Origin of the sequence: Streptomyces sp. NPDC002793 (assembly GCF_040295485.1) — a bacterium.
Taxonomy (GTDB): domain Bacteria; phylum Actinomycetota; class Actinomycetes; order Streptomycetales; family Streptomycetaceae; genus Streptomyces.
Genome location: NZ_JBEOVL010000006.1, coordinates 177,411 through 196,876, shown reverse-complemented (window position 1 = coordinate 196,876; position 19,466 = coordinate 177,411). Strand labels below are relative to the sequence as shown.

General features: G+C 70.9%; 17 protein-coding genes. 14 read left to right on the top strand and 3 right to left on the bottom strand.

Going from position 1 to position 19,466, the window contains the following annotated elements; translation table 11 throughout:
• The first annotated feature begins 262 nt into the window (after window positions 1-262).
• On the top strand, window positions 263-1,225 hold the full coding sequence (locus ABT001_RS08340) for an AraC-like ligand-binding domain-containing protein (RefSeq protein WP_351274156.1): 963 nt from the start codon (window positions 263-265) through the stop codon (window positions 1,223-1,225).
• A 42-nt stretch (window positions 1,226-1,267) separates the two neighbouring features.
• On the opposite strand, the gene ABT001_RS08335 is transcribed toward ABT001_RS08340, so the two are convergent.
• The gene (locus ABT001_RS08335) at window positions 1,268-2,893 is read right to left on the bottom strand and encodes an N-acyl-D-amino-acid deacylase family protein (protein ID WP_351274153.1); all 1,626 of its coding nucleotides are present in this window, start codon (window positions 2,891-2,893) and stop codon (window positions 1,268-1,270) included.
• Between the two features lie 43 nt (window positions 2,894-2,936).
• Window positions 2,937-4,238, bottom strand: a complete 1,302-nt coding sequence (locus ABT001_RS08330; RefSeq protein WP_351274150.1) for an alanine racemase — start codon at window positions 4,236-4,238, stop codon at window positions 2,937-2,939.
• 138 nt (window positions 4,239-4,376) lie between these two features.
• Here ABT001_RS08330 and ABT001_RS08325 point away from each other — a divergent pair, with 138 nt between their 5' ends.
• The 5 genes from ABT001_RS08325 to ABT001_RS08305 all read left to right on the top strand — a co-directional run bounded on the left by ABT001_RS08325 (window position 4,377) and on the right by ABT001_RS08305 (window position 9,612).
• Window positions 4,377-5,435 carry a sugar kinase gene (locus tag ABT001_RS08325; RefSeq protein ID WP_351274147.1) on the top strand — a complete coding sequence of 353 codons (1,059 nt, stop codon included), beginning with the start codon at window positions 4,377-4,379 and terminating at the stop codon, window positions 5,433-5,435.
• Window positions 5,432-6,190, top strand: coding sequence for an IclR family transcriptional regulator (locus tag ABT001_RS08320; RefSeq protein ID WP_351274145.1), 759 nt, complete (start codon window positions 5,432-5,434; stop codon window positions 6,188-6,190). Before ABT001_RS08325 ends, ABT001_RS08320 begins: the two co-directional genes overlap by 4 nt.
• A gap of 6 nt (window positions 6,191-6,196) precedes the next feature.
• A complete protein-coding gene (locus ABT001_RS08315; RefSeq protein WP_351274142.1) occupies window positions 6,197-6,607 on the top strand; it encodes a RidA family protein in 411 nt (136 codons plus the stop codon).
• A gap of 133 nt (window positions 6,608-6,740) precedes the next feature.
• Window positions 6,741-8,213 (top strand): GntP family permease, encoded by a 1,473-nt coding sequence (locus ABT001_RS08310; RefSeq protein WP_351274140.1) that lies wholly within the window; start codon window positions 6,741-6,743, stop codon window positions 8,211-8,213.
• Window positions 8,214-8,307: 94 nt separating this feature from the next.
• Entirely contained in the window at window positions 8,308-9,612 is a 1,305-nt protein-coding gene (locus tag ABT001_RS08305; RefSeq protein ID WP_351274137.1) for an Nramp family divalent metal transporter, read from the top strand.
• Window positions 9,613-9,688: 76 nt separating this feature from the next.
• On the opposite strand, the gene ABT001_RS08300 is transcribed toward ABT001_RS08305, so the two are convergent.
• A complete protein-coding gene (locus ABT001_RS08300) occupies window positions 9,689-11,416 on the bottom strand; it encodes a chitinase (RefSeq protein WP_351274134.1) in 1,728 nt (575 codons plus the stop codon).
• A 564-nt stretch (window positions 11,417-11,980) separates the two neighbouring features.
• Between ABT001_RS08300 and ABT001_RS08295 the strand changes: the two genes are divergently transcribed.
• The 8 genes from ABT001_RS08295 (at window position 11,981) to ABT001_RS08260 (ending at window position 18,955) form a co-directional block, all read left to right on the top strand.
• Entirely contained in the window at window positions 11,981-12,847 is an 867-nt protein-coding gene (locus ABT001_RS08295; protein ID WP_351274131.1) for a hypothetical protein, read from the top strand.
• Between the two features lie 81 nt (window positions 12,848-12,928).
• Window positions 12,929-13,633 carry a Flp pilus assembly protein CpaB gene (cpaB, locus tag ABT001_RS08290; RefSeq protein ID WP_351274128.1) on the top strand — a complete coding sequence of 235 codons (705 nt, stop codon included), beginning with the start codon at window positions 12,929-12,931 and terminating at the stop codon, window positions 13,631-13,633.
• Between the two features lie 7 nt (window positions 13,634-13,640).
• Window positions 13,641-14,909 carry a CpaE/TadZ family protein gene (locus ABT001_RS08285; RefSeq protein WP_351274126.1) on the top strand — a complete coding sequence of 423 codons (1,269 nt, stop codon included), beginning with the start codon at window positions 13,641-13,643 and terminating at the stop codon, window positions 14,907-14,909.
• Complete coding sequence (locus tag ABT001_RS08280) at window positions 14,906-15,316, top strand: TadE/TadG family type IV pilus assembly protein (protein WP_351274124.1); 411 nt, start codon at window positions 14,906-14,908, stop codon at window positions 15,314-15,316. Before ABT001_RS08285 ends, ABT001_RS08280 begins: the two co-directional genes overlap by 4 nt.
• A gap of 6 nt (window positions 15,317-15,322) precedes the next feature.
• Window positions 15,323-15,736, top strand: a complete 414-nt coding sequence (locus tag ABT001_RS08275; RefSeq protein WP_351274121.1) for a TadE/TadG family type IV pilus assembly protein — start codon at window positions 15,323-15,325, stop codon at window positions 15,734-15,736.
• Window positions 15,737-15,767: 31 nt separating this feature from the next.
• Window positions 15,768-17,105: a TadA family conjugal transfer-associated ATPase gene (locus tag ABT001_RS08270; RefSeq protein ID WP_351274118.1), complete on the top strand. Its 1,338-nt coding sequence runs from the start codon at window positions 15,768-15,770 to the stop codon at window positions 17,103-17,105.
• 9 nt (window positions 17,106-17,114) lie between these two features.
• Complete coding sequence (locus ABT001_RS08265; RefSeq protein WP_351274116.1) at window positions 17,115-18,050, top strand: type II secretion system F family protein; 936 nt, start codon at window positions 17,115-17,117, stop codon at window positions 18,048-18,050.
• Window positions 18,051-18,067: 17 nt separating this feature from the next.
• On the top strand, window positions 18,068-18,955 hold the full coding sequence (locus ABT001_RS08260) for a DUF5936 domain-containing protein (protein WP_351274113.1): 888 nt from the start codon (window positions 18,068-18,070) through the stop codon (window positions 18,953-18,955).
• Window positions 18,956-19,466 lie beyond the last annotated feature (511 nt).

The following is a 19,466-nucleotide window of genomic DNA, read 5'->3' as shown; positions in this document are numbered from 1 at the left end:
CGGCCCCCATGGACCCTAGGGAGATCGGGGGATCCGGAATGTGTCAGCCGTGCAGGGAACTTGGTCAGTCGTGCACCGCCTCGACGAGGCGCCGCATCAGCGGGGAAAGACCCCGCGCGGCGCGCTCGAAGTCGTTGCACGACGCGAGGGCAGCCCGACACACTGACGTCAGGAACCGACGTGCCGAGGGAGAACGTGTGGGGCAAGGGGCCGAAGTACTGTCAGGCCGGTTCCGGGAGCGGAGCCGAGGGAGGTCTGCCGCATGAGCCCGGTCCTGGACACGACGCACATACCGTCGCGGGACCGGGAGGAAGTGGTCCGCAACGCGGTGTGGGAATCCGTGGTGGCGGTCGACATCGACCACGGTCCCGCGGCCGATGACATCTCCGTCCGCATCGGACTCGGCACCGTGGGGCCCCTGCGGATCTGTTCGGCGCGGGCGACCGCGGTCACGATCCGCCGGACGGAGCGGCTGGCCCGGGAGGACGAGGAACCGGCCGTGTTCGTCGGCCTCCAGGTGACGGGCACCAGCCTGGTGGCCCAGAACGGCCGGGAGTGCGTGCTGCGGCCGGGGGAGTTCGCCGTCTACGAATCGGTCGCTCCCTACACACTCCTCTTCGACGAGGGGGTCGACCACCACTTCCTGCGTCTTCCCCGTGCCGCGCTCGCGCTCCCCGAGCGGTTGCTACGGGACAGCACCACGATCGCCATGGGGGCCGACAACCCTGTCGCGCGCCTCGCCTTCGCCTACTTCTCCCAACTGGCCGACAGCGAGGACCTGCACCAGGGCACGCACTCCGACGCCGTCGTGGAACCCGGCATCGAGCTCCTCCGTGCCGTCCTGGCCTCACGGCAGGGCGACTCCGGCCAGGCCAGATCCTCCTTGGAGGCGACCCTCAGCCTGCGGGTCACGCGGTACATCCAGGAGCACCTGGCCGATCCCGATCTGTCGGCGGCGCGGATCGCCGCCGCACACGGAATCTCCGTACGCCACCTCTACGCGGTGCTGTCCCGCTCGGGAATCAGCCTCGGGGACTGGATCCGCACACGCCGCCTGGCCGCGTGCAGGCGGGAGCTGGCCGGCCCGGGAGGGCGGCTGCGGACCATCGCGGCGACGGGCCGGAGCTGGGGCTTCGTGGACGCGACCCACTTCAGCAAGGTGTTCAGACGGACGTACGGGATCACGCCCCGGGCCTGGCGCGACCAGCACCACCCCCGCGCATGAGTGCCCCGCCCCGCACCGGCCGGGGCACTCCGGCCCAGCTCGTCAGCCCTTGGCGGCCCGTCCGCCGCCCCGGACCGCCCGGCCCGCCAGGACGGACGTCCGGCTGCCGTCCTCGATCACGAAGCGCCCGTCGATCAGGACGTGCGGAATGCCCACCGGGAGGGTGCGCGGCTTCTCGAAGGTGGAGCCCGCCGCCACCGTGGCCGGGTCGAAGAGGACCAGGTCGGCGCGGTAGCCCTCGCGGACCAGTCCACGGTCCGGGAGGCGCAGGCGGGCGGCGGGCCGTGAGGTGAGGTGGGCGACGCACTCCTCCAGGGAGAGGACGCCCAACTCCCGTACGTACCGGCCGAGGTACTGCGGGAAGGTGCCGTAGGCCCGCGGGTGCGGCTTGTCGCCCTGGAGGATGCCGTCGCTGCCGCCGGTGTGCACCCGGTGGCGCATGATCTGCTGGACGTTCTCCTCGTGGCCGACGTGCTGGAGGATCGTCGTGCCCAGCCGGTCCTCGGTGAGCAGCCGGCGGGCCGTCACCCAGGGCTCCTCGCCGCGCAGCCGGGCGGACTCGGCCACCGTACGGCCGACGTAGCCGGACAGGTCCGGGGAGCCGACGCCGGAGATCTCGATGGTGTCCCACTCGATCGGCACGCCGTGGCAGCCGTCGGAGCCCAGGACCTCCAGGTGGTGACGGATGCGTTCCGAGGTCGCGCCGTCCGCGAGCCGGGTCAGGATCGACTCGGGCCCGCCCTCGCTCGACCAGCTGGGCAGCATCGCGACGAGGGTCGTGCAGCCGGGGGTGTACGGGTAGGTGTCGAGGGAGATGTCCGCGCCCGTCGCGAGGGCGTCGTCCAGGAGGGCGAGGAGGTCGGGGGCCTTGCCCTTGTTCACGCCGAAGTTCATGGTGGCGTGCGCGAGATGGAGGGCGCAGCCGGCGTCACGGGTGAGCTGGACCATCTCCTCGTACGCCTGGAGGGCCCCCGCGCCGTACGAGCGGTGGTGCGGGCAGTAGTAACCGTCGTGCTCCGCCACCACCCGGCACAGCTCGGTGAGTTCGGCGTCCTTCGCGTACATCCCGGGGGTGTAGGTCAGGCCCGAGGACATGCCGACCGCGCCCTCCGCCATGCCCTGGGCGACGAGCTCCTTCATGCGCTCCAGCTCGGCGTCGGTGGCGGGGCGGTCGTCCCAGCCGACGGCGAGCATCCGGACCGTGCCCTGCGGGACGAGGTAGGCGGCGTTGACGGCGATGCCCTGGCCGCCGAAGTTGCGGTCGAGTCGGTCGAGGTAGCCGCCGACGGTGCGCCAGTCGAAGTCGATGTCGCTGCCGTCGCCGTTCCAGCCGGCGATGGAACGGCGTACCTCGGAGAGGGTGCGGTCGTCGGCGGGGGCGTACGACAGGCCGTCCTGGCCGAGGACTTCCAGGGTGACGCCCTGGGCGGCCTTCGCGCTGTGGTCGGGGTCCCGCAGCAGCGCGAGGTCGCTGTGCGCGTGCATGTCGATGAAGCCCGGCGACAGCACGAGGCCGTCGGCGTCCAGGGAGCGGGCGGCGCCGGGGCGGGGGCCGTCGCCCTCCCTGCGGATCTCGGCGATCCGGCCGTCCGTGATGCCCACGTCGGCGCGGTAGGAGGGGGCACCGGTGCCGTCGACGACGGACGCGTTGCGAATGACCAGGTCCATGTGTGGCTCGCCTTTCAGGGGCGGGGAACGGAGCCCGTAGGGATCAGAAGAAGGTGCGGATGTAGTCCGTGACCGTGCCGTCCGCCTCGACCAGCGGGATCAGCTGCCACTTGTCGAAGGACGTGCAGGGGTGCGAGAGCCCCATGCCGATCCAGTCGCCGACCTCCAGCTCGGCGTCCGCCTCCGTGCGTACCCAGCCGTGCTGGTCGGACAGCCCGCTGACGGTGATGCCGGTGGCGGGACGCACCGAGCCGTCGCGCGCGGAGCGGACGACCTGCGCCTCGGGGAGGTCCAGGTCGTAGGCGGCGTCACGCTTGCCGGCGTTGACGAAGGCCTGCTCCGGGGTGGGGCGGGAGACGACCTGGGCCCAGAGGCGGAAGGCGGGCTGGAGCGCGCCCTCCTCGGGGATCCGGTTGAAGGGGGTGAGGTGGCGGTAGTGGCCGTCGTCGTGGCTGACGTACGCACCGGAGCGCAGCAGCTTCAGGACCGGCCGGCTCAGCGCGGGGATCTCGGCGAAGACGTCGGCGACCGCGTCGAACCAGGCGCTGCCGCCCGCGCTGACGAGGATCTCCTCGCCGTCGGCCAGCGCGTCGAAACGGCCGGCCGCGTCGAAGGCGGCGGCGAGCGCGACGAGCCGGCGCAGCCATTCCCGTACGAGCTCGGGCGAGGCGTCGGGGACCTCGCCCTCGTAACCGGCGACGCCCACCAGGCGCAGGGTGGACGCGGCGGCCACCGCGTCGGCGACCGCGGCGCAGTCGGCCTCCGTGCGGGCGCCGGTGCGGGCGCCCTGGCCGGCTCCCAGCTCCACCACGACGTCGACGGGGCGCACGGCACCCGCCGCGCGCAGGGCCTCGTCCATCAGCTCGACGCCGCGCACGGAATCGACGTAACAGGCGAACGTGAAGTCCGGGTCGGCGTCCAGCTCGCCGGACAGCCAGCGCAGCGCCACGGAGTCGACCAGCTCGTTGGCCAGGAAGATCCGCCGGATGCCGTGGGCGCGGTACACCCGGGCCTGGTGGGGGACGGCCGCGGTGATGCCCCAGGCGCCGTACTCCAGCTGGCGGGCGAAGAGCTGCGGGGACATCGACGTCTTGCCGTGCGGCGCGAACGCCAGTCCGTGCCGCTCCGCGTACGTCTCCAGCAGGGCGAGGTTCGCCTCGACCGACTCGGCGGACAGGGCCAGCACGGGGGTGGTGAAGCCGCCCGTGAAGAGGTTGCGCCGCTCGGCCGCCAGCGCGCCGACGGTCAGCCCCTCCGCGTCGGGCGGCAGCGCCTTGAAGCGGTGGTCGACCCGTTCGCCGGCGAGTGCCGTCACGGACTGTTCGGGGGACTGCTGGGCGGCCAAGGGATCCTCCTCGGGAACACGAACGTTGCATTCTCCGCAACGGCCATTGCGCATATCGCTTAACGCTGTCTAACATCCGAGCCGATGCCGGGTCAATGGAGAGCGCCGGCACCCACGGCCGACCATGAGGAGCCCAGAGTGTCCGGACACGCAGCCAGGACAGCCACCGCGGACGTCGTCTGCCTCGGTGAGTCCATGGTGACGTTCCTGCCCTCGCAGCCGGGCCGCCTCGCCGACGTACCCTCCTTCGGCCGTGGCATCGGAGGCGCCGAATCCAACGTCGCCTGCGCGCTCGCCGCAGCGGGCCACCGGGCGAAATGGGTCGGCCGGGTCGGCGCCGACGGCTTCGGCGACCACCTCGTCGACACGATCGCCGCGTACGGGGTCGACACCTCCGCCGTGCGCCGCGACCCCCGCCGCCCCACCGGCATCTACTTCCGCACGGCCACGGACCGGGCCACCGACACCCACGAGGTCGCGTACTACCGGGCCGGTTCCGCGGCCTCCGCGATGTCCCCCCGGAACGTCCCGTACGAGGACCTCCTCGCCACCCGCGTCCTCCACCTGTCCGGCATCACCGCCGCGCTCTCCGCCGACTGCCTGGCACTCCTCCACGACCTCACCGCCCCCCGCGAAGGCCGCCCCCTCGTCTCCTTCGACGTCAACCACCGCCCCGGCCTGTGGCGCGACGGCGGGACCGGCCCGGAGGTCCTGCTCGCCCTCGCCCGCCGGTGCGACCTCGTCTTCGTCGGCGACGACGAGGCGGAGGAGGCCTGGGGCGTCCACGGTGCCGAGGCGATCCGCGCGGCCCTCCCCGAGCCCGACGTCCTGGTCGTCAAGCGCGGCGCGGACGGCGTCACCGTCTTCTCCAGGACGGGGGACGGCACGGCCGGGGACACCGTCACCACCGTCCCCTCCCTCCACGTCGACGTCGTCGCCGCCGTCGGCGCGGGCGACGCCTTCGCCGCCGGCTTCCTCTCCGCCACCCTGCGCGACCTGCCCGTACGCGACCGGGCCCGGCACGGCCACCTCATGGCCGCCGCCGTCCTCACCGTCCCCGGCGACCTCACCGGCCCCCCGTCCCGCACCCACGCCGACCGGCTGGCCGCCCTGGACGACGACGCCTGGGGCACACTTCGTCTCGGCCCCGGCTGGACAGCCGCCGACGGGGCGAACGAGGAGGTACGAGTCACATGAGCCAGACCGTCGACCGCGCGCTGAGCATCCTGCCGCTGCTCGCCCAGGGCCCCGCCGACCTCGGCCAGGTCGCGGAACGGCTCGGCGTCCACAAGTCCACGGCGCTGCGCCTGCTCCGCACCCTCCACGAGCACGGCCTCGTCTTCCGCCAGGACGACCAGCGCTACCGCCTCGGCGCCCGGCTCTTCGCGCTCGCCCAGGAAGCCGTCGAGAACCTCGACGTCCGCGAGATCGCCCACAGCCACCTCGTCGCGCTCAACGAGCAGTGCGGCCACACCGTCCACCTCGCGGTGTACGAGGAGAACGAGGTCCTCTACATCGACAAGGTCGAGAGCCGCTACCCCGTCCGGATGTACTCACGGATCGGCAAGCCCGTCGCGATCACCGTCGCCGCGGTCGCCAAACTGCTCCTCTCCGACCTCACCGAGCACGAACGGCGCGCGATCGCCGAACGGCTCGACTACCCCATGTACACGTCCCGTTCGGTCCCGAACGCCGGCGCCTTCCTCAAGGAACTCGCCGTCGTACGCGAACAGGGCTGGGCCACCGACCTCGGCGGCCACGAGGAGTCCATCAACTGCGTCGGCGCCCCCATCCGGGGCGCGGACGGGCGCGTCGTCGCCGCCATGTCGGTGTCCGCACCGAACGTGGTCGTCACGGCCGAGGAACTCCTCACCCTGCTCCCGCTGGTGCGCCGCACCGCGGACGCCATCAGCCGGGAGTACTCCGGCACCGCCCCCACCAAGAAAGCCTGAACCGTCATGACCGAGAAGACCGCCCTCACCCCCAGCACCCACACCACGCCGCCCGCCAAGTTCTCGCACGGCGTGAAGAAGGGGAACATCCTCCAGGTCGCCGGCCAGGTCGGCTTCCTGCCCGCCGTGGAGGGCCAGGCCCCCACCCCGGCCGGCCCGACCCTGCGCGAGCAGACCCTCCAGACCTTCGCCAACGTCAAGGCGATCCTGGAGGAGGGCGGCGCGAGCTGGGACGACGTGATGATGATGCGCGTCTACCTCACGGACGTCGACCACTTCGCCGAGATGAACGCGATCTACAACGAGTACTTCGAGGAGCAGGGCCTCAAGGCCCCCGCGGCCGCCCGTACGACGGTGTACGTCGGCCTGCCCAAGGGACTGCTCATCGAGATCGACGCCCTCGCCGTCCTCGGCTGATCCCTCAGCCTCCCGCACCACCCCCGCACCACCCCCCACAGCACGGCACGGCGCCCCACCCCTTCCCCCGAGGGGCGCCGTGCCGCGTCTCCCCCAGCCCGAAGGGCCCCGTCACCAACGGAGTTGACCGCTCATGCTGCTCGCCGCCACCCCCGCCGCCGAGGCGCCACCCCACACCGGCGGACTGCTCCTCCTGATCGGCGGAACCCCCGGTCTGCTGACCGTCGCCGTCCTCGGGATCGCGCTCCTGCTCTTCCTGATCATCAAGGTCAGGCTGCAGCCGTTCGTCGCGCTGCTCGCCGTGTCCATAGCCGTCGGCCTGGGTGCCGGTCTCTCCGTCACCGAACTCTTCGGCACGGTCCAGAAGTCGGCCGCCGTCTCCGTCATCGAGTCCGGCATGGGCGGCATCCTCGGGCACGTCGCGATCATCATCGGCCTCGGCACGATGCTCGGGGCGATCCTGGAGGTGTCCGGCGGCGCGGAAGTGCTGAGCACCCGCCTGCTGAACCTCTTCGGCGAGAAGCGCGCCCCGCTCGCCATGGGCCTCACCGGCCTCATCTTCGGCATCCCGGTCTTCTTCGACGTCGGCATCTTCGTCCTCGCGCCGATCGTCTACGCCGCCGCCAAGCGCTCCGGCAAGTCGGTCGTCCTCTACGCGATGCCCCTGCTGGCCGGCCTCTCCATGACCCACGCCTTCCTGCCGCCGCACCCCGGACCGGTCGCGGCCGCCGGCCTGTTCAACGTCTCCCTCGGCTGGGTCATCCTGATGGGCGCCGTCGTCGGCATCCCGTCCGTCCTCGCCGCCTGGGGCTACGCCGCCTGGATCGGCAAGCGCGTCTTCGTCGACGTACCGCAGGACATGGTCGAGGCGGCCGAGGAGTCCAAGGCCGCGGTCGTCGCCGAACAGCGCGCCGCCGGTGTCACCCCGCACGAGCGGCCCGTCGCGCTCGGTACCGTCCTCGCGATCATCGGCACCCCGCTGATCCTCATCCTGGCCGCGACGTTCTCCTCCATCGCGCTGGACCCGTCGACCCTGCGCTCCGTCGTCGAGTTCTTCGGCAACCCCTTCGTCGCGCTGACGATCGCCCTGCTCCTCGCGTACTACCTGCTGGGCATCCGGCGCGGCTGGTCCCGCAAGTCCCTCGAATCGGTCTCCACCGCCTCGCTGAAGCCCGTCGGCAACATCCTGCTGGTCGTCGGCGCGGGCGGGATCTTCGGAGCCGTCCTGAAGGGCAGCGGCATCGCCGACGCGCTCGCCGACACCTTCAACGACGTCGGTCTGCCGGTCATCCTGCTCGCCTGGCTGATCTCCGTCGTCCTGCGGGTCGCCCAGGGCTCGGCGACGGTCGCGATCGTCACCACCGCCGGCATCGTCGTCCCGCTGGTCGAGGGCCAGGGCATGTCGCAGCCGCACCTCGCGCTGATCATCATGGCGATCTCGGCGGGCTCGATCTTCGCCTCGCACGTCAACGACGGCGGCTTCTGGATGGTCTCGAAGTACTTCGGCATCTCCGAGCGCGACACCCTGAAGACCTGGACGGTCCTGGAGACCGTCCTCTCCGTCGCGGGCTTCGTGGTCGCGGCGGCGCTGAGCCTGGTCATCTAGGCCCTAGGAGTGCGTCGTACCGATCGGGGCCGTCCTCCGATCGGTACGACGCGCCCCCTTGTGCGATCCGGCATGATGCGCTTCGTTGATCGACATGGCGGAGACAAGCGAGATCACAGGGACGGGGGAGCCCGGCTCCCAGCCGCGTAAATCGAGCTGGCGCTACATCGGCCCCGGCATCGTCGTCGCGGCCACCGGCGTCGGAGCGGGCGACCTGGTCGCCACGCTCATCGCGGGCAGCAAGTTCGGCTACACCCTCATGTGGGCGGCCGTGATCGGCTGCCTCGTCAAGATCTCCCTCGCGGAAGCCGTGGGCCGCTGGCACCTCGCCACGGGCCGCACCCTCTTCGAGGGCTGGCGCACCCTCGGCGGCTGGACCACGGTCTACTTCGCGGTGTACGTCGTCATCTGGGGCTTCGTGTACGGGGCGACGGCGATGTCCTCCAGCGCCCTGCCCATCGTGGCGCTGTTCCCCGACGGGCCGGGTCTGAAGACCTGGGCGATCATCACCGGGCTGATCGGGCTGGTCTTCGTCTGGTTCAACCAGTACGCCGTCTTCGAGAAGGCCATGACGGTCCTGATCGGCGTCATGTTCGTCGTGGTGGTCTACGTCGCGATCCGGGTGGCCCCGGACGTCGGTGCCTCCTTCGCGGGCCTGCTCCCGGTGCTCCCGGACGGCTCGCTGGTCTACACGCTCGGTCTGATCGGCGGTGTCGGCGGCACGATCACCATGGCGGCGTACGGGTACTGGGTGAACGCCAAGGGATGGTCCGGTACCTCCTGGATGAGGGTGATGCGGATCGACAACCGGGTCGCCTACATCACGACCGGCATCTTCGTCGTCGCGATGCTCATCGTCGGCGCGGAGCTGCTGCACTCCTCGCAGATCGCCCTGACGAAGGGCGACCAGGGGCTGATCGACCTCGGCGAGATCCTGGAGGACCGCTTCGGGGCAGGTACCGCGAAGCTGTTCCTGGTCGGCTTCTTCGCGGCGTCGTTCTCGTCGCTCATCGGCGTGTGGCACGGCGTGAGCCTGATGTTCGCCGACTTCGTGGAACGCATCCGGGCCGCCCGGGGCGGCGACGGCGCCGAGAAGGCGAGCGTCGACACCGTCCGGCGGCAGGAGCGGTCCGTGCCGTTCCGCGCGTACCTGCTCTGGCTGACCTTCCCGCCGATGACCCTGCTGTGGCTGGACGAGCCCTTCGGGCTGGTCATCGGCTACGGGGTCCTGGGCGCGTTCTTCATGCCGTTCCTGGCCCTGACCCTGCTGTGGCTGCTCAACTCCTCCCGTACGCCGAGGGAATGGCGCAACGGCTGGCTCAGCAACGGGATGCTGGGCGCGGCGGGGCTGCTGTTCGTCGTGCTGTGCGTCAAGCAGGTGATCGACCTGCCCTGGTGACGGGGCCTGTCGCCCGCACGACGCAGCAGCGCCGCCGGGGGAGCGGCGGCGCTGCTGGTCCTTCGGCCCGGTCGGGCTACGGGAGCCCGTGGACGTGCGGGCCCACCGCGTTCGACCAGGCGTTGCCGGCCGTGGCGTCCCAGTTCGTCGACCAGGTCATGGCGCCGCGCAGGTCCGGGTAGGTCCTGGACGGCTTGAACGAACCGCAGCCGGTGCCCTTGGTCAGGCAGTCCAGGGCCGCGTTCACCACGGACGGGGCGACGTAGCCGCTGCCCGCGCCGCGGGTGGAGGCGGGGACGCCGATGCCGACCTGGGACGGGGCGAGGCCGCCCTCCAGCTGGATGCAGGCGAGCGCGGTGAGGAAGTCCACCGAGCCCTGCGAGTACACCTTGCCGTCGCAGCCCAGCATCGAACCGCTGTTGTAGTACTGCATGTTGACGACGGTCAGGATGTCCTTGATGTTGAGCGCCGTCTTGAAGTACTCACCGGAGGTCGACTGCATGTCGATGGTCTGCGGTGCCATCGTGATGACGAGCCCGGGGCCCGCCTTCGACGACAGGGAGCGCAGGGCCTTCGTCATGTAGGTGGAGTTCAGGCCGTTCTCGAGGTCGATGTCGACTCCGTTGAAGCCGTACTCCTGGATGAGCGCGTACACCGAGTCGGCGAAGGCGGTGGCGGAGGCGTCGCTGTTGACGGCGACGGAGCCCTTCTCGCCGCCCACGGAGATGATGACGTTCTTGCCGGCGGCCCGCTTGGCCTTGATGTCGGCCTTGAACCGGTCGACGGTGTAGCCGTCCAGTCCCGCCGAGTCCAGGTTGAAGGTGACGGCTCCGGGTGTGGCCGTGGCGTCCGCGAAGGAAACCGCGATGATGTCGTAGTGCGCGGGGACGTCGCTGAGCTCCTGGACGGTCGCGCCGTTGTCGAAGTTCTGCCAGTAACCGGTCACCGCGTGCTCGGGCACCGACGTCTCCGGCCCCGGGCCGGTGGCCTTGGCCGTGCGGCCGCTGACGGTCGCCGACCGGGCGGACTCCCCGGCGGCGTTGGTGGCGCTGACGGAGAATTGGTACGCGGTGTCGGCGGCCAGCCCGGTCACCGTCGCGGAGGTGCCGGTGGAGGTGGTCGCCTTCACCCCGTTCCGGTGGACGGTGTAGCCGGTCGCGCCGGGCACCGCGTTCCAGTTCAGGGTGATGGAGGAGGCACTCGTCGTACCGACGGCCAGCCCTGTGGGGGCCCCGGGGACCGAGGGCTCCGGGTCCGTGCCACCGCCGCCGTCGGGTCCGGTGACCTGGATGTCGTCGGCGACGTAGGCGGCCTGGCCGTACCAGCCGTGGGTGTAGACGGTCACCGAGGTGGTGGAGGGGCCGGTGGTGAAGCCGGTCCTCAGCTGGGTCCAGCCGCTCGATCCGGGGGACCAGGTGGAGACGTCCGTCGTCCCGGTGCCGGAGACCCCGAGGTAGGCGTAACCGCCCTGCACCCAGGAGCTGAGTGCGTAGGTGGAGCCGGGTTTCACGGCCACGGTCTGCGTGCACCTGGCGTTGTCCTGCCCGGCCGGGGTGGCCTTGAGCGCGGAGGTGCCGCCGTGCACGGGGGAGGAGACGGTGGTGCCGCTGCCGCCGGAACAGGTCCAGTCGGCGAGTCCGGACTCGAATCCGGCGTTCCTGGCCACGTTGACGTCGGCCGCCTGTGCGGTGGAGACGAGCCCGGTGACGCCCAGCGCCCCGGCCGCGACGACGGCGACGGCCGCGCCGAGGAGTGGCCGTATCCGGCTTCTTCTGTGCCTGCTGCTGTCTGCGGAGCGTTCCACGTGCTGCCTCCGGTGGGGGAGTTGGGGGGTGCCGGCGGGAACGGTGGCCACCGTTGGCCGATAAACTGGTCCAGACCAATCGAGTTGTCAAGGCCTCCGGTGGAGCGGATGTGTTCCGCGCGGGGAGCCCGAGCCGCGCGCCGCCCGCCCGTCCACCTTCGGGTGATCGCTCCCGGGGGTCGAGCGTGCACACACGGACGAGTGACGTGATCGCGACGTCCGGAGCGTGACCGAGCGGATATCGGCGTGAGGCCCGCCGGAGCCGCCCACGCTCCGTCCTGACGTGGGCAGTTGAATTCACCTGGATTTCGAACCGGGTCGGCCGGAGTAACTCCGGCCGGTGGTACAGATGTTGACGACCACTCCTTTCGCCCGATTTCGTACAGAGGCGTTGTGCCCCTGTGTGCCCCACGTCTTCGTACTGGGTTCCGATATCTGTTCTCTGCCTGGTATGACGTGGCTAAAGTGCTGGGGAGGAAGTACCCAGCAGGAGCGATTGCGACCGGCGTCACCCCAGACGACGGCCGGAGCCGAACGGGGAAGAGCGTGCCGACCGCAATAGCAGTGACCAGTGCTGATCTGGTGCTACCCCCGACCGATCAGCAGACGCCCACAGCGGCCCTGCTGCAGGCACCCGAAGCCCAGCCGCTGGACCGTGCGATCGGTGACATGAGCCTACTCCTGGAGCAGCACGGTCATGTGATCGCGGTCTGTCCCACGGGCACCAGCCCCGCCCACGAACGCAGACTGCACGCCATCCGCTCGGTCCTGGAGAGCGACCGCATCGCCCTGCTCAAGGTGGACCTCCCGCCGCTGGGCGTGGCCGTCCTCGTACGTCAGCTGAGACAGCTGTCCATCTGCGATTTCAGCCCGGGAGTGGTGGCCTCGGCGGCGCGGCTGCTCACCCACTACATCCACGCCGGAGCGCTGCTGAACTCGGTGGCCCGGCTCGACCGGGTGCCCGTCAGCCTCAAGACGCACGCGCGGTCCTGGGTGCCGGGCGCGACGTTCGCCGTGCTCGCCGGCCCCGGTCCGCAGCTCGTCAGGATCGGGCCGGGCGTCGAACCTCCCGCCGGGCCCTCGTACGCCTCGCACCTGCTGATCGCCAAGGGGCAGCTGACATCCGACTGGGTCCGGGAGACACTCGCCCCGGCATGGGGAGTTCAGGCCGTGCAGGAAAGCGCGCTGCCTTCCGGTTCGCCGCAGTGGTGGGGGACGGGGAAGCTCGTCGAATTCGTCTCCTTCCTTCCGGACATCTCCGTGATCTATCAGCTCGTCTCCTCCGTACGGCGGGAAAAATGCCACTGGTGCGGAATGGAACTCATCGGCGACCGCTGCGGTTTCTGCTCCTCCCCCCTGGTGCCGCCGGAGAAGCGAATGCGCCTCGTGGGTGCCCTGACGCAGGGAGCACCCGCACCACCGGGCTCCTAGTGCGCCCACGGCTCCGCAGACACGCGTGTCCCTCCCCGTCCGCCGCCCCACGCATCCGATCCGAACGAGGTTGTCCGGCCCATGAACTCCCGCCAGCGCCGCGGCGTGATACTCCTGCTCCTGTCGGTCCTGTGCGCCCTGGGCGCCTTCGCCGGGGTGCTCTCGGTGATCAGCGACGTCAACGCGAAGGTCGGCCCCGAGGTCGACGCCTACCGGCTCAAGACGGATGTGGCCCCGTACAAGGCCCTGTCCGCCGAGCAGTTCGAGAAGGTCGCCATGCCCGAGCGCTGGCTGTCGGACAACGCCGTCACGGAGATCGGGGAGGTCGACGGCAAGATCGCCGTCACCGAGCTGCGGAAGGGCTCCCTGATGCAGTCCGACATGATGGTGGAGAGCCCCGAGCTCAAGCCGGGTGAGCAGGAGATCGCCATCATGATCGACGCCGCGACGGGCGTGGCGGGCAAGATCCGGCCGAACGACAAGGTGAACATCTACGCCACCTTCGCGGGCGAGGAGGAGGGCGAGGTGTCGCAGTCCAAGGTCATCGTCTCCAACGCCAAGGTCCTCGACGTCGGCGAACTGACCCCCCTGGAACCGGGCAAGGACGACCCGAACCAGTCCACCGAAGCCGTGCCGATCACCTTCGCGCTCAACACCCTCGACACCCAGCGCGTGGCCTACGCCGAGTCCTTCGCCCAGCACGTGCGCCTCGCCCTGATCGCTCCCGGCACCGACGCCACCATCCGCCCGGGCGACCGTACCTACACGCTCGACAAGGACAAGTGAGGATGGGATGACCACCAGAATCCTCCCCGCCGTCGGCGACGCCGACGCGGCCCGGTCCGTGACCACCCTGCTGAGCCAGCTCCCCGACGCCGAACCGGCGGCTCCGGTCGGCGACTCGACGCAGCTCGTCGACACACTCGCCCGCCTCGCCGGAGAGTCCGTCGACGAGCTTCCCGAAGTCGTCCTCGTCCACGAGCGGATCGGCCCGGTGCCCGCCCTGGAGCTGATCCGGGAGGTCTCCCTGCGCTTCCCCGCCGTGGGGGTCGTGCTGATCACCACGGACGCGAGCCCCGGGCTCTTCGCCGCGTCCATGGACGCGGGGGCACGGGGCCTGGCCACCCTCCCGCTGGGCTACGAGGAACTCGCCAACCGTGTCCAGGCCGCCGCCCAGTGGTCCACGGGTGTACGACGCCATCTGGGCTCCGGCGGCGATGTGTTCTCCGGCCCCGGCGGCACGGTCGTCACCGTCACCGGCGCCAAGGGCGGGGTCGGGGCGACCCTCACGGCCGTCCAGCTGGCCCTGGCCGCGCAGGCATCCGGGCACACGGCGGCGCTGGTCGACCTGGACCTCCAGTCCGGCGACGTCGCCGCCTATCTCGACGTGCAGTTCCGGCGCTCCGTCGTCGACCTGGCGGCCATCGCCGACATATCCCCGCGGGTCCTCTCCGACGCCGTCTTCTCGCACGACACGGGCCTGGCGCTGCTGCTGGCGCCCGGGGAGGGAGAACGCGGGGAAGAGGTCAGCGACCGCGCGGCCCGCCAGATCGTCAGCGCCCTGCGCTCACGCTACGAGATCGTCGTCATCGACTGCGGGAGCCAGATGAGCGGGGCCAACGCCGCGGCGATCGAGATGGCGGACACCGCCGTGCTGGTGACCACGCCGGACGTCATCGCCGTACGCGGCGCCAAGCGCATGGTCCGGATGTGGGACCGGCTCCAGATCCGCAAGGCGGAGGAGACGGTCACCCTCGTCAACCGCTTCAACCGCAACACGGAGATCCAGCCGGCCCTGGTCCAGCGGATCACCGGGACCCGGATGGCGGGCACGGCGGTCCCGGCCAACTTCAAGGAGCTCCAGGGGGCGGTGGACTCCGGCCGGATGCACGAACTGGACCCGCGCTCCACCGTGAAGCGGGCCCTCTGGACCCTGGCGGGAGAGCTCGGACTGGTGAAGGCCGCCCCGGGAGCCCCGGGAACGCGTCCACGAGGCGACAAGGGCCCGGCCGGGGGCCGTAGGCGCAGGGGCGGCACGACCGGCGGGGGAGGCCGGCCATGACGGGGGACGCGGGAGGACCGGGCCGGATACGGGCACGGCGCGGAGGCGACCGCGGCCAGATCAGCGTGGAGTTCACGGGGATGGTGCCGATCATCCTGGTGACCCTGGTGCTGCTCTGGCAGGCAGTGCTCGTGGGCTACACGTTCACCCTGGCGAGCGGCGCGGCGGACGAGGGCGTACGGGACGCGGTCGCGGCGGGCGCCGGGGACCTCCAGGGCAGCTGTGCGGCCGCCGTGCACGAACGGCTCCCCAGCGCCTGGGAGGGGTCCGCGGCCATCGACTGCGGTGCCGGGGACGACATGGTCACGGCCACCGTGAGGCTGGAGGCCCCCGTGCTCTTCCCGGGCTTCGTCGGCCTCCCCATCCCCGTCACGGCGACGGCCGGCGCCGCCGCGGAAGGGAAGTGACGCGCCATGGCACCCTTACGCGTCCCACGCGCGGCCGGACCGCCGCAGCGGGGCAGGGGCCGGGACGGCCGGGACAGGGACCGCGGCTCGACCGCCATCGAGTACCTGGGCTTCCTCCCCGTCCTCCTCCTGATCGGACTCGCCGGCATCCAGCTCGGCCTGATCGCCTACACCGCGCAGCAGGCGGGCACCGCGGCCAGAGCCGCCGCGCGCACCGCCGCCCAGGAGGAGGTGGCCGGGTCCTACGCACGGGTCGGGAGGGCGTCCATGACCGGCTGGGTCGCCGAACGCGCCCGCATCTCGGCGCCGTCCGGGGGCGACACGGTCACGGTGCGGGTGACGGTCACCGTCCCGGACGTCCTGCTCGGTCTGCTCGGCGGCCGGACCGTCGAGAAGTCCGCCGCCATGCCCCGCGACTGAGCGCACCCACCCGAACCGAGGAGTACCACCCATGAGCCTGCGGGCACGCATCACCGCCCCCGAGGAGCGCGGAGGGGGGCGGGAGGACGGCCACCTGGTCGCCACGTACCGCGCGAAACTCCTCGAGGAGATCGACCTCGCGGAGATGTCCTCGCTGGCCGCCGCCGACCGCCGGGCCCGCCTGGAACGCGTCCTGGGCCACATCATCAGCCGCGAGGGCCCCGTCCTCTCCACCGTCGAACGCGCCCAGCTCATCCGCCGCGTCGTCGACGAGGCACTCGGACTCGGCGTCCTCGAACCCCTGCTGGAGGACGCCTCCATCACCGAGATCATGGTCAACGGACCCGACCAGATCTTCGTCGAACGGGCGGGCCGGGTCGAGCAGCTCCCGATGCGCTTCGCCAGCCACGAGCAGCTCATGCAGACCATCGAACGCATCGTCTCCACGGTCAACCGCCGCGTGGACGAGGCCAACCCGATGGTCGACGCCCGCCTGCCCAGCGGTGAGCGCGTCAACGTCATCATTCCACCGCTCTCCCTCACCGGCGCGACGCTCACCATCCGACGCTTCCCCCGGTCCTTCACCCTCCAGGAGATGATCGGCTTCGGCTCGCTGGACCAGCAGATGCTGCTGCTGCTCGCCGGCCTCGTCCAGGCCAAGTTCAACGTGATCGTCTCCGGGGCCACCGGTACGGGCAAGACCACCCTGCTCAACGCGCTCTCCGGACTCATCCCCGAACACGAACGCATCGTCACCATCGAGGACTCCGCCGAGCTCCAGCTCCAGCAGAACCACGTGATCCGGCTGGAGTCCCGTCCCGCGAACGTGGAGGGGAAGGGCCAGGTCACCATCCGCGACCTGGTGCGCAACTCCCTGCGCATGCGCCCCGACCGCATCGTCGTCGGTGAGGTCCGGGGCGGCGAATCACTCGACATGCTCCAGGCGATGTCGACCGGCCACGACGGCTCGCTCGCCACCGTCCACGCCAACAGCGCGGAGGACGCGCTGATGCGCCTCCAGACCCTCGCGTCGATGTCCGAGATCAAGATCCCCTTCGAGGCGCTGCACGACCAGATCAACAGCGCCGTGGACGTGATCGTCCAGCTGACCCGGCACGCCGACGGTGCCAGGAAGGTCACCGAGATCGCCGTGCTCGACTCACACGGACGTGACCCCTACAGAATCGTCACCGTCGCCCGGTTCAACGCCCGGCCGATGGACGCCGACGGCGTGATACAAGGCGAGTTCCAGGCCCTCCCGCTCCCACGACGCATCGCCGACCGGCTGTACATGGCCGGACAGCCGGTCCCGCAGGCCTTCGGGGTCGCGTCCTCCGACGAACACCTCGCCACCCGAGAGGCCAGATAGGTACCCGACATGGACAACCTCGCACCGCTCACCCTCGGTGTCACGCTGCTGTGCTGTGTACTCGGCGTCCTGGGCCTGCACGCGTACACCTCGGGCAAGGCACAGCGCGAGGCACTCGTCGACCGGCTCACCTCGACCGGGCAGATCGACAAGGGCCCGCAACGCCGCTTCCGGGGCCTCGACCGCAGGCTGCGCCGCACGAAGACCGGCAAGAGGATCGAGCTGAAGCTCGCGGCCACCGGGCTCGACGTCACCCCGGGCGAATACCTCGTCTACGTGCTGGCCGGGGTCGCGGCCCTGTGGCTGATCGCAGCGTCCGTCCTGGCCTCGTTCTTCGGCCCGCTCGCCGGACTCGCCGGGGTCTGGAGCGCCAACACCTTCCTGAACTGGCACCGCGCCAAGCGCACCGAGGCCTTCATCAGCCAGCTGCCGGAGATCTCCCGGGTGCTGGCCAACGCCACCCAGGCCGGGCTCTCCCTGCGTACGTCCATCGCGATGGCGGCCGACGAACTCGAAGCACCCGCGGGCGAGGAACTCCGCATCGTCGCCGACCAGCTCGGAGTGGGCCGCACGCTCGACGACGCGCTCGACGAACTCGCCGCCCGCCTGCCCTCCCGCGAACTGGTCGTACTCGTCGCCACCCTGATCCTCTCCAACCGGGCAGGCGGCCAGGTGGTGTCCTCGCTGCGGAACCTCACCGTCACCCTGGAGGAACGCAAGGAGACCCGGCGCGAGGTCCGCACCCAGCTCTCCCAGATCAACGCCACCGCGTACGCCGTCCCGGCCATCGGCGTCGGCGCGATGCTCCTGGTGAACTCGATCATGCCCGGCGCGCTCGACCGGATGACCGGGTCGTTCATCGGCCAGACCGTCGTCATCATCTCGCTCGGGCTCTACGCCGTCGGGTTCATCGGCATCCGCCGCATTTCCAAGATCGATATCTGAGGAGGGGACCGACCGATATGGAACTGCTGCTCGCCCTCGTGGTCGGCCTCAGCGTGTTCGGCATCTTCAAGGGGGTGCGGATGTACCGGGCCGAGGCCGCCCTCCCCGACGACCTCGCCCTCGCCCTCGAAGTCGGCGCGACCCGCACCACCGCTGTGGGCTCCGGCCTGGACCGGCTCGGCATGCGCTGGGCGCCCCTCGTGCTCCGCCTGATGGGCGCGAGGAAGGTCAACGAGAAGCGCCGCAAGATCGACATGGCCGGCAACCCCGGCGGCCTCACCATCGACCGCTACGCCGCCCGCCGGGCCGTCTACAGCGCCCTCGGCGCCTTCGCGGCCTTCGCGATGCTCACCAGCGCCCAGTACCTCATGGCCCTCCTCATGGTCGCCTTCGGCCTCTTCTGGGGCGAGGTCGGCATCTGGGCGGCGGTCCGCAAGCGCAGGGACGACATCGACCGCACGCTCCCCGACTTCCTGGACGTCCTCGCCGTCGTCGTCTCCGCCGGACTCGGCTTCCGGCAGGCACTGGACCGGGTGTCGGAGAAGTACACCGGCCCCTGGGCCGACGAACTGCGCATCACCCTGCGCCAGATGGACATGGGCGTCAGCCGCCGCCAGGCCTTCGACGAACTGCGCAGACGCAACGACTCCGAACAGGTCGCCATGTTCGTCACCGCACTCCAGCAGGGTGAGGAACTCGGGGCCCCGATCGTGGACACCCTCATCGCCATCGCGAACGACATGCGCCGCACCGACGCGCAGAACGCCCGGCGCAGGGCAGCCAAGGCCGTCCCCAAGGCGACGTTGATGGTCACCACCTTCATGATCCCGGCGACCGTGCTCCTCATGGGCGCCGCCATGCTCCTCGGCTCCGGGACCGACTTCGTCTCCCTGACGGGGGAGTGAGCCCGTGCAGCCCGTGCCGGTGACGCGAGACCCGTCCTCATCAGACCCGAAAGGAGGTCGCGGAGTGCCGAACGACGTCCCACCGGCCCAGCTCCGGAACCGGGCGACACGGAACCCCTCACCCCTGTGCGCCGCCCCGCGTCCCGCCCCTCGGGGAGCCCTTTCGCGACTGCAACCCGTTGTGGCACAGTCTTCGGCTGAAGGAAGCCATGTGGGGGAGAGGATCCCCAACAGAAGTCGGTGCAGCCGAAGTTCGAGGGAGGCGGAGCCCATGGAACTCGTCGTGTCCGGGACCGGCGACCACCGGAGCACTGCCACCTGCCGCGCCGACGAGAACACGGCCGAGCAGCCTGGGGCGAGAGGGACGGACCGACATGGCTGAACGGGGGAGAGCGGGCCCGAAGGCGGGACCACGGGTCGGATCTCGGCCTCGGTCCCGGTTTTGGGCCCCGAGGGCCTGCGGTGGGCCGGGTGTCCGGCCTAACGTTTCATACGTCGCAAACGGCACCGG

Bases quoted from the DNA above. Each gene is read 5' to 3' on its own strand.
- ABT001_RS08340 (WP_351274156.1), top strand. From the start codon at position 263: ATGAGCCCGGTCCTGGACACGACGCACATACCGTCGCGGGACCGGGAG.
- ABT001_RS08335 (WP_351274153.1), bottom strand. From the start codon at position 2,893: ATGGACCTGGTCATTCGCAACGCGTCCGTCGTCGACGGCACCGGTGCC.
- ABT001_RS08260 (WP_351274113.1), top strand. From the start codon at position 18,068: ATGGAACTGCTGCTCGCCCTCGTGGTCGGCCTCAGCGTGTTCGGCATC.
- ABT001_RS08280 (WP_351274124.1), top strand. From the start codon at position 14,906: ATGACGGGGGACGCGGGAGGACCGGGCCGGATACGGGCACGGCGCGGA.
- ABT001_RS08270 (WP_351274118.1), top strand. From the start codon at position 15,768: ATGAGCCTGCGGGCACGCATCACCGCCCCCGAGGAGCGCGGAGGGGGG.
- ABT001_RS08305 (WP_351274137.1), top strand. From the start codon at position 8,308: ATGGCGGAGACAAGCGAGATCACAGGGACGGGGGAGCCCGGCTCCCAG.
- ABT001_RS08320 (WP_351274145.1), top strand. From the start codon at position 5,432: ATGAGCCAGACCGTCGACCGCGCGCTGAGCATCCTGCCGCTGCTCGCC.
- cpaB (WP_351274128.1), top strand. From the start codon at position 12,929: ATGAACTCCCGCCAGCGCCGCGGCGTGATACTCCTGCTCCTGTCGGTC.
- ABT001_RS08310 (WP_351274140.1), top strand. From the start codon at position 6,741: ATGCTGCTCGCCGCCACCCCCGCCGCCGAGGCGCCACCCCACACCGGC.
- ABT001_RS08285 (WP_351274126.1), top strand. From the start codon at position 13,641: ATGACCACCAGAATCCTCCCCGCCGTCGGCGACGCCGACGCGGCCCGG.
- ABT001_RS08275 (WP_351274121.1), top strand. From the start codon at position 15,323: ATGGCACCCTTACGCGTCCCACGCGCGGCCGGACCGCCGCAGCGGGGC.
- ABT001_RS08315 (WP_351274142.1), top strand. From the start codon at position 6,197: ATGACCGAGAAGACCGCCCTCACCCCCAGCACCCACACCACGCCGCCC.
- ABT001_RS08265 (WP_351274116.1), top strand. From the start codon at position 17,115: ATGGACAACCTCGCACCGCTCACCCTCGGTGTCACGCTGCTGTGCTGT.